The sequence below is a fragment of the Massilia genomosp. 1 genome (assembly GCF_011682185.1).
Classification (GTDB): Bacteria; Pseudomonadota; Gammaproteobacteria; order Burkholderiales; family Burkholderiaceae_D; genus Telluria_A; species Telluria_A rubra.
Genome location: NZ_WHJF01000023.1, coordinates 1 through 12,650 on the forward strand (window position 1 = coordinate 1; position 12,650 = coordinate 12,650).

13 protein-coding genes and 1 pseudogene are annotated in these 12,650 nt (G+C 64.4%); 4 read left to right on the forward strand and 10 right to left on the reverse strand.

Annotated features, from left to right (window positions below):
- Together F1735_RS35665 and F1735_RS10955 are read left to right on the forward strand one after the other, a co-directional pair.
- Positions 1 to 203, forward strand: a pseudogene (locus F1735_RS35665) (IS630 family transposase); the annotation flags it as partial.
- A gap of 31 nt (positions 204 to 234) precedes the next feature.
- The gene (locus tag F1735_RS10955) at positions 235 to 981 is read left to right on the forward strand and encodes a hypothetical protein (protein WP_167236954.1); all 747 of its coding nucleotides are present in this window, start codon (positions 235 to 237) and stop codon (positions 979 to 981) included.
- Positions 982 to 1,070: 89 nt separating this feature from the next.
- On the opposite strand, the gene F1735_RS10960 is transcribed toward F1735_RS10955, so the two are convergent.
- Positions 1,071 to 1,394 (reverse strand): suppressor of fused domain protein, encoded by a 324-nt coding sequence (locus tag F1735_RS10960; protein ID WP_229505717.1) that lies wholly within the window; start codon positions 1,392 to 1,394, stop codon positions 1,071 to 1,073.
- Between the two features lie 274 nt (positions 1,395 to 1,668).
- Here F1735_RS10960 and typA point away from each other — a divergent pair, with 274 nt between their 5' ends.
- Together typA and F1735_RS10970 are read left to right on the forward strand one after the other, a co-directional pair.
- Positions 1,669 to 3,504, forward strand: coding sequence for a translational GTPase TypA (gene typA / locus F1735_RS10965; protein WP_166894942.1), 1,836 nt, complete (start codon positions 1,669 to 1,671; stop codon positions 3,502 to 3,504).
- Positions 3,505 to 3,653: 149 nt separating this feature from the next.
- Complete coding sequence (locus tag F1735_RS10970; protein ID WP_167236956.1) at positions 3,654 to 4,583, forward strand: prolipoprotein diacylglyceryl transferase; 930 nt, start codon at positions 3,654 to 3,656, stop codon at positions 4,581 to 4,583.
- Between the two features lie 85 nt (positions 4,584 to 4,668).
- On the opposite strand, the gene F1735_RS10975 is transcribed toward F1735_RS10970, so the two are convergent.
- The 9 genes from F1735_RS10975 to F1735_RS11015 all read right to left on the reverse strand — a co-directional run bounded on the left by F1735_RS10975 (position 4,669) and on the right by F1735_RS11015 (position 12,621).
- Positions 4,669 to 4,977: a hypothetical protein gene (locus tag F1735_RS10975; protein WP_167236957.1), complete on the reverse strand. Its 309-nt coding sequence runs from the start codon at positions 4,975 to 4,977 to the stop codon at positions 4,669 to 4,671.
- A gap of 451 nt (positions 4,978 to 5,428) precedes the next feature.
- Entirely contained in the window at positions 5,429 to 6,448 is a 1,020-nt protein-coding gene (locus F1735_RS10980) for a hypothetical protein (RefSeq protein WP_229505718.1), read from the reverse strand.
- Between the two features lie 4 nt (positions 6,449 to 6,452).
- The gene (gene flgL, locus F1735_RS10985) at positions 6,453 to 7,364 is read right to left on the reverse strand and encodes a flagellar hook-associated protein FlgL (RefSeq protein ID WP_167236958.1); all 912 of its coding nucleotides are present in this window, start codon (positions 7,362 to 7,364) and stop codon (positions 6,453 to 6,455) included.
- Positions 7,365 to 7,374: 10 nt separating this feature from the next.
- Positions 7,375 to 8,745: a flagellar hook-associated protein FlgK gene (gene flgK, locus F1735_RS10990; RefSeq protein ID WP_167236959.1), complete on the reverse strand. Its 1,371-nt coding sequence runs from the start codon at positions 8,743 to 8,745 to the stop codon at positions 7,375 to 7,377.
- Positions 8,746 to 8,829: 84 nt separating this feature from the next.
- Positions 8,830 to 9,222, reverse strand: a complete 393-nt coding sequence (locus tag F1735_RS10995) for a rod-binding protein (RefSeq protein WP_167236960.1) — start codon at positions 9,220 to 9,222, stop codon at positions 8,830 to 8,832.
- A gap of 11 nt (positions 9,223 to 9,233) precedes the next feature.
- Positions 9,234 to 10,319 (reverse strand): flagellar basal body P-ring protein FlgI, encoded by a 1,086-nt coding sequence (locus tag F1735_RS11000; protein ID WP_187364218.1) that lies wholly within the window; start codon positions 10,317 to 10,319, stop codon positions 9,234 to 9,236.
- Between the two features lie 89 nt (positions 10,320 to 10,408).
- Positions 10,409 to 11,065, reverse strand: a complete 657-nt coding sequence (gene flgH / locus F1735_RS11005) for a flagellar basal body L-ring protein FlgH (protein ID WP_167236962.1) — start codon at positions 11,063 to 11,065, stop codon at positions 10,409 to 10,411.
- A complete protein-coding gene (flgG, locus tag F1735_RS11010; protein ID WP_187362720.1) occupies positions 11,065 to 11,853 on the reverse strand; it encodes a flagellar basal-body rod protein FlgG in 789 nt (262 codons plus the stop codon). Before flgG ends, flgH begins: the two co-directional genes overlap by 1 nt.
- A 42-nt stretch (positions 11,854 to 11,895) precedes the next feature.
- Positions 11,896 to 12,621: a flagellar basal body rod protein FlgF gene (locus tag F1735_RS11015; protein ID WP_167236963.1), complete on the reverse strand. Its 726-nt coding sequence runs from the start codon at positions 12,619 to 12,621 to the stop codon at positions 11,896 to 11,898.
- Positions 12,622 to 12,650 lie beyond the last annotated feature (29 nt).

Genomic DNA, 12,650 nt, shown 5'->3' on the forward strand with positions numbered 1-12,650 from the left:
TCCGCGATATTTCTGAGAACCGTCTCCGGCGTGGCGTGTTCAAAAGCGTACCGGAACTGACAACCGCAATCGAACAATATGTCGCGCACCACAATGCCAATCCGAAGCCATTTATTTGGACAGCAACTGCGCGCGATATCCTGCAAAAGGTAATTCGCGCCAACAGCCGCTTAAGCGGCAAACAGAATGCAACACTACACTAGAATGACGCTCCCACTCTCTGTATTGCCGCTCATGAAAACGCTGACGAAATTGCTCTTGCTTGCCGCTTGCCTGCCTGCCCTCGCACCGGCCGCCGCGCCGGTTGCCGATACGGATACGATCACCACCGTGGAAGTGAACGCGCAGCGCGACCCGGAATGGATCGGCTACCGGCGCGCCTACAAGGCCGCTGCCTTCTTCGGCCCGTTCGTGCGCACGCGCCCCCTGATCCAGGCGCATCTGCAAGTGCGCCCGCTGCGCCCCGACCTGTCGCTCGACGGCCTGCGCCTGTCGGTGGCCGGCGCGCGCACCCGCTTCGAGGTGCCGGTCGACGCCATGGGACGGGCGGTGCTGCCGATGGAAAAGCAGGCCTACGAGGATGACGCTGTCATCACCCTGAACCGGCAAAAGGGCCACTACTACTTCAGCGGCCGCTACAGCATCCGCGAGCGCGACGACGGCTTGTACGACGCCAGCCTGTTGCGCGAAGCCTGCGAGCAATTGCTGGCGGCGCAGCGCGCCTCGGGTTACCGCATGCGCTTGCTGGGCAAGCAGTGCGCCGGCGTGACGATCGTGTATCCGGCCGGATCAACGCCCGAGGTCGCGCTGGAAAACGGCGCGCAGGCGCCGCGCGCGCTCGCGCCGCAGGCCGCGCATCCGTTCGAAGATGGCTCGATGGGCCTGTACCAGGTGGTCACGGTGCGTTTTGCCGACCTGCCGGCCGGGGCCAGGGTGAACGCCGTGACGCGTCCGCTGGCGATCGGCACGGTATACGAATAGGCGGACAGGATTAGCCGATGCTCTGCACCACCAGCCCGTTGGCATCCCTGATCAGGGTCTTCTTGACCGGCCACGCGACTTGCGCCAGCCTAGCCAGGTGGTAGTCGCCTTCGCGCGGCGCCAGGGTCGAGGCGAAGGCGGAAAGTCAGTTCCAGGCCATAGCCGCTGTCGTCCGGATCGTCGGATTCCTTGCCGTACAGTTCGGACAGGCCGTAGCTGACGTAGTGCCAGTGCGGCCATCCCTGCGTGCTGAAATAGGCGCTGATGCCGTCCAGCGGATCGCCGCCGCCCAGGCTCGCTGGCAGTACCGGCGCCGCGTGGCGTGGCTGCTGGCCGGGATACAGCTGCGCCAGGCTGGCGCTGATGGCGTCCCAGCCACCGGTGCCGCTATCGTTGTCCACTCGATCGTTCATCATGATTTCCAATTTATAAAGACAGGCGAGTATGCTGCGCCGGGGCGGGTGTGGCAATCGCGGCGCCGGTCATGCCGCGGACACGAAAAGCCGTCACAATTGCACCGGGCCGTTGCATCACTGTGGTGAAAAAAGCAGCAAGCCATTGAAATTGCAGGGCTTTTCAAATTGGTGGTGCGCAATACGCCGCTTTAGCGTGCTATACTAGTCGGTTCCTGATTTAAGCAGCACCGTACACCTTCGTACACCACGTACATTTCCGTTCCTTACGACCATGTCAAATCCAAAACGCGCAATTCGTAACATCGCTATCATCGCCCACGTTGACCACGGCAAAACCACGCTCGTGGACAAGCTGCTGCGCCAATCCGGTACCTTCCGTGAAAACCAGGCAGTCGAAACCCGCGTAATGGATTCGAACGACCTCGAAAAAGAACGTGGCATCACGATTCTGTCGAAGAACTGCGCGGTTGAATACGAAGGCACCCACATCAACATCGTCGACACCCCAGGTCACGCCGACTTCGGTGGCGAAGTCGAGCGCGTGCTGTCGATGGTCGACTCGGTCCTGCTGCTGGTCGATGCGCAAGAAGGCCCGATGCCGCAGACCCGCTTCGTGACGCGTAAAGCGCTGGCGCTGGGCTTGAAGCCGATCGTCGTCGTCAACAAGATCGACCGTCCGGGCGCACGCGCCGAATGGGCGATCAACCAGACCTTCGAACTGTTCGACAAACTGGGCGCCACCGACGAACAGCTCGACTTCCCGGTCGTGTTCGCATCGGCACTGAACGGCTACGCCAGCCTGGACTCGGAAGTGCGCGAAGGCGACATGACCCCGCTGTTCGAAGCCATCCTCAAGCACGTTCCTGTGCGTGACGACAATCCGGACGGCCCGCTGCAGATGCAAGTGACCTCGCTCGATTACTCCTCGTACGTCGGCAAGATCGGCATTGGCCGCATCTCGCGCGGCCGTATCAAGTCCGGCCAGGACGTGATCGTCCTGAACGGTCCTGATTCGACCCCGATCAAGGGCCGCATCAACCAGGTGCTGAACTTCAAGGGCCTCGAGCGCGTGCTGGTCGACGAAGCGGTTGCCGGCGACATCGTGCTGATCAACGGTATCGACGAAATCGGCATCGGTTCGACCATCTGCCAGCCGGACACCCCGGAAGCGCTGCCGATGCTGACCGTCGACGAGCCGACCCTGACCATGAACTTCATGGTCAACAACTCGCCACTGGCCGGCCGCGAAGGCAAGTTCGTCACCAGCCGCCAGCTGCGCGACCGTCTCGACCGCGAACTGAAAGCCAACGTTGCCCTGCGCGTTGCGCCAACCGACGACGACACGATTTTCGAAGTCTCGGGCCGTGGTGAATTGCACCTGACGATTCTGATCGAAAACATGCGTCGCGAAGGCTTCGAGCTGGCCGTATCGCGTCCGCGCGTGGTCTTCAAGATGGTCGATGGCGTGCGTCACGAGCCGTTCGAGCAACTGTCGGTCGACGTTGAAGAAGCCAACCAGGGCGGCGTCATGGAAGAACTGGGCCGTCGTCGTGGCGACCTGCAAAACATGGAATCGGATGGCAAGGGCCGTGTTCGCCTGGAATACAAGATTCCTGCGCGTGGCCTGATCGGCTTCCAGGGCGAATTCATGACCCTGACCCGCGGCACCGGCTTGATGAGCCACGTGTTCGACGAGTACGCACCGGTCGACAACTCGAAAGGCGAAATGGCTGGCCGTCGCAACGGCGTGCTGATCTCGCAAGACGACGGCGCCGCTGTTGCTTACGCCATCTGGAAACTGCAGGATCGCGGCCGTATGTTCGTGGTCCACAACGACCCGGTCTACGAAGGCATGATCATCGGCATTCACTCGCGTGACAACGACCTGGTCGTCAACCCGATCAAGGGCAAGCAGCTGACCAACGTGCGCTCCTCGGGTACCGACGAAGCGGTGCGCCTGGTACCGCCGATCCAGATGTCGCTCGAATACGCGGTCGAATTCATCGCCGACGACGAACTGGTCGAAATCACGCCAAAATCGATCCGCCTGCGCAAGCGCTACCTGAAAGAGCACGAGCGTAAAAAAGCTGGCCGCGATTCCGCGTAATTGACTAACGCCAACGGAATGCACCGCATTCCGTCGCGATGACGCCTTCCCCTGGACCTGTCCGGCGGAAGGCGTTTTGTATTCCACAAGCTATTTCTTAATTGGGTCAGCGGGCTGACCCGACACTTTCTGCTGACGAAGGAAAACGTATGTCTTACCCGTATCTCAGCGATGTCATCAACGATTTGACCGGCATCGACCTGCCGTTGCCGATCGCCACCTTCGGCCTGCTGGTCGCGTTCGCCATCCTGGCCGGCGCCGCCTGCCTCAAGCGTGAACTGGCGCGCCTGCATGCCGATGGCCGGGTCGGGCCGGCATACAAGCGCGTCAAGGGCGACGATGGTGTCGTGGCCGAGGTGGCGGTGGCGCCGCAGGACATCGTCAGCGACCTCGCCTTCATCGTGGTGATGGTCGGCATTGTCGGGGCGCGCCTGTTCCATATCCTGGAGCATACCGACCAGTTTCTTCTCAATCCGTGGAGCATGATTTTCAGCCGCTCGGGCCTGAGCGTGTTTGGCGGGCTGATCCTCGGCACGGTAGCCGGCGTGGTGTGCCTGCGGCGCTGGAAATTGCCGATCCGCCCACTGCTCGACGCGGTGGCGCCGGCCATGATGCTCGGCTACGCGCTCGGCCGGGTCGGCTGCCAGGTGTCCGGTGACGGCGACTGGGGCACGGTCGCCAACATGGCGCTGAAACCCGAGTGGCTGCCGACCTGGTTCTGGGCGCAAACCTACGACAACAATATCTTCGGCGAAGTGATCGCCGCGCCCGGCGTGTATCCGACCTCGGTGTACGAGACGGTGATGGCGCTGGCCTGCTTCGCGCTGCTGTGGGCGCTGCGCAAGCACCGCTTCCGGAGCGGCTGGCTGTTCTCGGTGTACCTGGTGCTGGCCGGTATCGAGCGCTTCGCAATCGAGCAAATCCGGGTCAACCCGGTGATGACCATTGGCGGCGTGCATGCGAGCCAGGCGGAGATCATCGCCGTGGTGCTTGCGCTGGCCGGGCTGATCGGGATGGGGCTACTAAGCCGTCGCGCGGCACCAGCGTCAGGTGCGACGCCGGCGCTGCCGATGCCATAGCCGATGCCGGCCTTGCCGGTTTCGTACCGCAAAAACCACACCGGGGTCTGAGCTGCGGTGGCGTTGTGGCATACGACCCAGGATCTTATTCGACTTTCACATCGCCCCGGTACCAATCGTTTCCTACCTGCCTCAGATCCGGTGCCTGCGCCGAGCCCAAGGCGCCCGAGCCGCTGCGGCTGTCGTCGATATAGCTCACTTTGCCGATATCGACCGTATGGTCGCGATCGTAGGTGGTGCTGTGAAGCACCATGGTGCCGTTCGCCCAATCGATGCTTTTGAGCGTGCCCTGTTCGATCGTCGCATTGATGGACCCGCCAAAGTGGCCGTGGGCCATGAGGTAAGTCCCGATCGGGGTGTTTTGAAGTTGCTGCTTGATGCTGTCCGTGCTCATGTTCATGCTCTCCAGTTAATTAAGGTACCGGGCATATTCCTGCGCAGCGAAGCGCAGGCGCTTTCCTTACACGGGCTTCTTCTCGTCGATATAGCGCCAGTCTGCTTCAGGACGGCGTCCATAGCTACACGGCCAGCCCGCTCGAACATGGGCGGCTCTGCGAATCTGTTTGATACGTGGATTTGCATTACAGGCAAGATTACCCGGAGGCTAACAGCGGAATCACTATCTTTCTTGATAGTTATCTTATAGTCAATTCGATGCTCATCGGACGACGGACGGTGGCAAGTGCGGCGGCATGCCGCCCGAGTAGGGTGCCGCAAAACCGGGGTCAGAGCTTTAACTCGAAACATTTCAAGTTAAAGCTCTGACCCCGGTTGTAGGTGGAATCGCGCTGGAAGCAGAGTAATCGCGAAAATTGCGAATCAGAGGTCAGACCCCGGTGGCGGGATTAATGCAGGCCGAGCAGGGCGAGGACGCGCTCGCGGCTGATGCCGACCAGCGCCGAGGTGATCGCCAGCAAGGATTCGTAGTTCGGCGTGCTGGCGGTGTCGGCAAAATCCTGCGCCATCACTTCGATGTCGGCCGCCGGCGGCTGGTTGGCCGCGGCCCGGCTGGCCGCCGCACTGAGCGCCTGGCTGGCCGCGTCCTGCGATCGCTGCACTTGCGAGAGCGCTTGCACGACTTCATGCAAACTCTGGCGCAGGGCGTCGCTGTCGTCGGCGCGCCATTGCTGCGGCGCGACGATGTCGGTGTCGGCTTCCACCGCTACCCGTCCCACCCCTTGGATCGAGAGCGAGTCGCGTACCATCGGCCAGGCGTTTTCGGGCGTGGAAAACACCAGCGCGCCGCTGCCGTCGGCGCTCACGCGCATGTTGGCGGGCGCCAGCGCGCGGTCGAAGCGCACCACGATTTCGTCGCGCGTGAGGGTCGGGTCGACCATCACCGTCAGCGGCTGGGTGTTGCTGCCGACCGAGAACGACAGGGTCTGGCCGGCCCCGGCGGTGAGCATGTCGAGGGTCAGGCCCTTGATCCGGAAACGCTGGCTGGCCGGTTGGGGGCTGGAAAAGCTCAGGCGCGCGTCGACGCTGCCGCCGCTGGCCTGGCGCCGCTTGTCCATGGTCGCGCCAAGCTGGCGCAGATGGGCTTCGATGGCGCCGCCGTCGCCGCGCCGCGAACTGAGCCGGGCGCTGATTTCACCCTTGAGCGCTTGCAGCTGGCCGGCCACTTGTTCGAGGAAGTCGAGCGCTTGCTGGGCGCTGGCGACGTCGCCCTGGATCTGGTGGTCGACGCTGGCCAGGCCGCGCCGCAAGGGCGGGGCCGCGCCCGGCACCGGCTGGGCCGGATTGAGTTGGGGAGGACGCGCCTGGCCGGCGCCCGGGGCGGCCTCGCTGCGCACGCCGGCGCCGTTGACGCTGTTGGCGCCGGCCGGGCCGCTGGTGGCGCTGGTGGTGGGTCGGATCGCTTCCATGACCTTAGAGCGCCGCAAACAGGGACAGGTTGCCGATCTTCGCGTACGCCTTGTAGGTCGCTTCCAGCGCGCTGGTGTAGCCGCTCAGCTCGGTCGCGGCGAGGCCGTAGTCGAGCTGGCCGATGTCGGTCAGCGCCATCTGGTTCGACAGGCTCACGTTGCTGTGGTTTTCGTCGAGCGTGCTGAGGATGTTCTGGGCGCCGCCCAGCACGGCGATCTTGCCGGAGATCAGTTCGAGCGCGCTGTCGAAGCCGTCGAGGTTGGCCGCCAGCACCGCGCGCACGGTCGGGTCGTTGGCCGTCGCGCCCGGGGTGCCGAGGGTGGCGATGGTCAGGTCGAGCTGGTTGAGCATGCTTTCGATGCCGTTCATGTTGCCGTTCGCAACCTGGGTGATGCCGTTGCCGACCACCACCGTCTGGTCGTTGGTGTTGCCGGCGTAGCTGTAGCGCGAGCCGGCCGGGGCCGCCGCGTTGTAGGCAATCGGCACGGTGCCGGTCTGGGTGCCGGAAAACACGTAGCGCCCTTCCTGGTCGATCGAGTTGGCGGTGTAGAGCAGGCTTTCGCGCAGCGCGGTCAGGGGCGAGACCATGGCGGCCAGGTCGGCCGGGGCGTTGCCGCCGTCGGACGACCAGACCAGCAGGTCGCGGCCGGCCATCATGTCGTTGACCATGCTGCCGAGGTAGGCTTCGTTCTTGGTCAGGCGGATCTTGAGCGCGCCGATGTTGGCGCGGTACTGGGTGACGTCCGACTCTTCGCGGTGCAGGCGCGACATGCGCACCGTGTCGACCGGGTCGTCCGACGGCAGCAGGATGCGGGTGCGGCTCGACATCTGCTGGTTCACGTAGCTGATGCGCTCCTGGTTCAGCTGGAGCGAGATGTTCATCGTCGATTGGTACTGGCTGGTGGCAATCCGCATACGTTTCTCCTTAACCCATCATGGCCAACGTCGCATCGAACAGCGAGTTGGCAACTGACATTACTTTCATGTTCGCCTGGTACATATTCTGGTACTCGACCAGGTTGACCGCTTCTTCATCCTTGTTCACGCCGCTGGTCGAGGTCCAGTCGTCCATCGCATGGTTGCGCATGGTCTCGGCGGTGGCCAGGGCGATCCGGTTTTGCTGGCTGTCGACGGCCAGCTTGCCGACCAGCTGGGAATCGGCGTCGCTGACCAGGACCGGGCCGATCCCGGACAGGGTGACCGGCTGCTTCTTGATGTTGATCAGTTTTTGCAGGTTGCCGCTGTCGCCCGGGGTATTATCGCCCGAAAAGGCGAGGTCGGCGGTCTGGTAGCCGGCCGTGACCTGCAGCATGTTCGACGGGCTGCCCGGGGTGAACACGAACAGCGGGCCGCCATTGCTGCCGTTGATGGTGTAGCCGGCCGCCAGTTGGGTATTGACCTTTTGGGCCAGCTGCTGGGCCAGGTCGGAGACGTCTTTCTGCATCGGCAGCAAGATATCGCGTTCGAACAGGCCGAGGCCGCCGAGCTGGGCGCCGACGGCGGCTTTGTCGAGCTGGAACGAGGAGCCGGCGAAATCGACCCGCATGTTTTGCGTGGCGCCGCCTTCGGCCACCAGGGTCGCCCCGATGTCGCCGATCACCAGCGCCTGGCCGGTCTTGAGCGAGATGCTGCGCGTGCCGTCGGGCTGGTCGGTCACTTCCAGGCCAACCTGGGTGGAGAGGGCGTCGATGGCCATGTCGCGCGCGTCGACCAGGGTCGAGGTGCTGCTGCCGGAGGCGCTGGCCAGGCCGATCTGGCGGTTCAGGTCGGCGATGGTCTGGATCGAGGCGTTGGCCGAGGACACGATCGCGCTGCGCTGGTCGCGCAAGGATTGCAGCTGGCCGTTGTACAGGTTGTTCATGCTGTTGAAGCGCTGCGCCATGGCGCCGGCGGCGGTCAGCACTTGCTGGCGCAGCGGGGTCGAGGTGGGATCGACGCCGGCCACCGCGTTGAGGGCCTGGAAGAATTTGTCGACGCCGCTGCTCAGGCTGGCATCGTTGTCGCCCATCACGCGCTCGAGCTGGGTCAGGTACGGCTGGGTCTGGGAATACTGGCCGACCCCGGAAGCGGCGCGCCACAGTTGCTGGTTCTTGTAGCCATCGGAAAAACGCAGCAGCGTATTGACCGCCACCCCGTTGCCGGCCGAGCGCGGGCCGGACTGGGGACCGACCGCGGTCAGCAGGGCCGACTGGCGCGTGTAACCCTTCGTTTGCAGGTTAGCAATGTTCTGGCTGGTGGCCTGCAGGGCGAGTTGGGAAGCAAGGGCGCCGCTCAGGGCGTTGTTCATGATGCTCATGGGTCAGTTCTTTCTCGATGCTTACGCGATGGGCCGGCAAGGTTGGGTCGTCATACTGACAAGGCGACCAAATACTTGCCGCCATTAAATCTTTTGTGGCGGAGTGTGGAGCGGGATGGCGGACGAGGCCGCCGGCGCGGCGGGCGCGGCGGCGGCGGATGGCAGCAACTGGCGCAAGATGGCGTCGGCCACGCCGAAGGCGCGCTGGTGCGCCATCTGGCCGGCCATCATGTTGTCGGCCATGTCTTGCATGTCGCGGTTGACCGGGTCCTTGAAGACGCTGTCGTCGTCGGCCATGGCGCGGGTGCCGCTGCGCATTTGCTGCAGCATATTGCCGATAAAGAAACTTTCGAATTCGATGGCGGCCTTGGTGGCCTTGGCCACGAACACCGGGTCGGCGGCCGGGGCGATGGCCGCTTCATGGCCGGGGCCCATGCCGGCGCGGTTGAGCGTGGTGGTCAGGTCGAGCGGGTTCATGGCGAAACTCCTTAAATGACGACCAGTTCGCCTTCGATGGCGCCGGCCTGGTCGAGCGCTTGCAGGATCGCCATGATGTCGTCGGGCGAGGCGCCCAGGCTGTTGACGATGTCGACAATGGTTTGCAGCTTGGCGCCGGCCGGCCACTTGAACATGCGTCCCGAGCCCTGGTCGACCGACAGCTTCGATTGCGGGGTGACGGCGGTGCGCCCATTCGAAAACGCGCCGGGCTGGCTCACGGCCGAGCTTTCGGCGATCACCACCTTGAGCGCGCCGTGGGTGACGGCGGCGGCCTTGACGCGCACGCCCTCGGCGATCACGACGGTCCCGGTGCGCGAATTGAACACCACTTTCGGCACGTCTGTGCCGACCTCGACCGTCAGCGCCTGCAGCTTGGCCATGAAGGCCACGCGCTCGGTCGGGTTGGCCGGGGCGATCACTTCGATGCTGGCGCCGTCGGCCGTGGTGGCGAGCGGCCCGAAGCGGCGGTTGATGGCTTCGACGACATTCGTGGCGGTCTGGAAGTGCGGCGTTTTCAGGCGCAGCATGACCTCCGCGCGGGTCGAGAAATCGCTGCCGATTTCGCGTTCGATGTTGGCGCCGTTGGGAATGCGCCCGCCAGTCGGGGTGTTGACAGTGACGCTCGAACCGCTGGCGCCGCTCGCGTTCAGGCCGCCGACCACCACATTGCCTTGCGCCAGGGCGTAGACTTCATTGTCGGCCGCGCGCAACTGGGTGAGCAGCAGCACGCCGCCGCGCAAGCTCTTCGAGTCGCCCAGCGAGGAGACGGTGACGTCGATCGGCTGGCCGCGCCGGTAGCCGGGCGGGAACACCGCGCTGACCATGACCGCGGCCACGTTCTTGTTCTTCGCTTCAGCGCCGTCGGGCAGCTTGACGCCGAACTGCTTGAGCATGTTGACCACCGACTGGCTGGCGAACTTGACCTGGGTGCTGTCGCCGCTGCCGTTCAGGCCCACTACGAGGCCGTAGCCGACCAGGGGATTGTCGCGCACGCCTTCCACGCTGACCAGGTTGCGCAGGGTTTGCGCGGCCGAGGCCATGCCCGGCACGGCCAGGCAGGACAGCATGGCCAGCATCGACAGGGGGAAGGCGAGGGTACGGAGAAAAGCGCGTGAGGGCATGGTGTTTCCTTAGAGCGGCACAGAGCGGCAAGAACGGGGCGCGTTTAAAACGGCATCCACGGGCCGAGGAAGAAGCGGGTCAGCCAGCCTGGCTGGTTGGCGTTGGCGAGCGCGCCCTTGCCGGAGTAGCTGATCTGCGCATTGGCCACGCGCAGCGACGAGACCTGGTTGTCGGCGTCGATGTCGGCGGCGCGCAGGAAGCCCTTGAGGCGCACGAATTCTTCGCCCTGGTTCAGGGTCAGGCTTTTTTCGCCGGCCACGCGCAACAGGCCGTTGGGCAGCACTTCCTGCACGATCACGGTCAGCGCGCCGGACAGGGCGTTCTGCTGGGTGCTGGTGGCGTCGCCTTCGAAGCCGCGCTCGGCCGCGAGGTCGATCGCCGCTTTCGGGAATTTCTTGCCGAGCAGGCCGGGCGCGGTCACGCCCACGCTCGACTGCTTGCTCACGCTGGTGCCGGCGCGCTTGCTGGCCTGGGTGGTCTCTTGCAGGATCACGGTGACCACGTCGCCGGTGCGAAAGGCGCGGCTGTCGGAGGTCAGGGGAACCGCCTCGGCATTGAACACGCCGCCCGACACGCCGCCGCGCACCGCCGCGCGCGGCAGCGGGGCGGTGTCGTCGGCCATCGCGCGCGCTGGCGGCTGCACGCTGCTGGCGCAACCGCCCAGCAGGGCCAGCACAAGCAAAGCGGCGACGGCGTTCATCAGCGGGCCGCCTGGGCCAGGTACTGCAACATATTGTCGGCGGCCGAGAGCACCTTGGTGTTCATCTCGTAGGTGCGCTGGGCGGCGATCATGTCGACCATTTCTTCGACCACCTGCACGTTCGAGCCTTCCAGCGCGCCTTGCTTGAGTTTACCGAAAGCGCCATCGCCCGGACGCCCTTCGGCGGCGGCGCCGCTGGCCGGGGTTTCCGAGAACAGGTTTTCGCCGAGCGCCAACAGGCCGGTCGGGTTGACGAAGTTCGACAAGGTCAGCTGGCCCAGCTCGGACGGCGTGGTGCTGCCGGCAATCGTGGCCGAGACCATGCCGTTTTCACCGATGGTGATCGCGGTGGCGTTGTTCGGCACGGTAATTTGCGGCACCAGCGGCAAGCCCTGGGCGTTGACCAGGGTGCCGGTGGCGTCCACCTGCAACTGGCCGGCGCGGGTGTAGGCCGGGTCGCCGTTGGGACGGCGCACCTGCAAGAAGCCGTTGCCGGAAATGGCCACGTCGAGCGGCTGGCTGGTCGTTTGCAGGCTGCCGTTGGTGAACACTTTCTGGGTGCCCAGCAGGTGGGTGCCGTTACCGAGCTGCACGCCGGACGGCGAGAGGGTATTGTCGGCACGCTGCGCGCCCGGCTGCTGGTCGATCTGGTAGAACAGGTCTTCGAACACCACGCGGTCGCGCTTGAAGCCGACGGTGTTGACGTTGGCCAGGTTGTTGGCGATCGCCTGCAGTTTGGCGTCCTGGGCTTGCACCCCGGTTTTGCTGATCCACATTGCTGGATTCATGATTTTTTCCTTTAACGTTGACTGGGTGCTGCGTCAGGTGTTTCAGCTGCCGAGCAGGCGGTTGCCGACTTCATTCATGTTGTCGCTGGCCTTGAGCAGCTTCATCTGCATCTCGAAGCTGCGGTTCAGGCTCATGGTGGCGACCATTTCTTCGACCGCCGACACATTGCTGCCTTCCAGGTGGCGCCCGCGCACGGTCACTTTTTCATCGGCCGCGAGCGGCTGGCCGCTGCGCGAGACGATCAGGCCGCCTTCGTTCTTGGTCACTTCGCCGGCTTCGGCGTTGACCAGGCGCAGCTTGTCGATCACCTGCATGGCGGCCGTTCCGGGCGCGAGCACCGAGACCGAACCGTCCGAGCCGATCGTGACCGCGTTATGCGGCGGCAGCACCACCGGGCCGCCTTCGCCCAGCAGCGGATGGCCGTTGACCGAGAGCGCGCCATCGGCGTCGATATTGATGGCGCCGGCGCGGGTGTAGGCTTCGCCGCCCTGCCACTGCACCGTCAGGTAACCGTTGCCGGTGATCGCCACATCGAGGTCGCGCCCGGTTTCCTTGACCGGACCGGAGCGGGCCGAGACGGAATCGGACTGCATCCGCACATAGTGGCGGTCGTCGAAGCCCGAGCCGCCCAGCGCTTGCGTGGCCGCCATGTCGAGGTTGGCGCGAAAGCCCGTCGTGTCCATGTTCGCCAGATTGTTGGCGTGGACTTGCTGGGCCTTCAGCGCGCGCTCGGCGCCGCTCAGTGCTGTAAAGATCAATTTATCCATGTTGCTCCCTCAATGAACCAGTGTTTCCC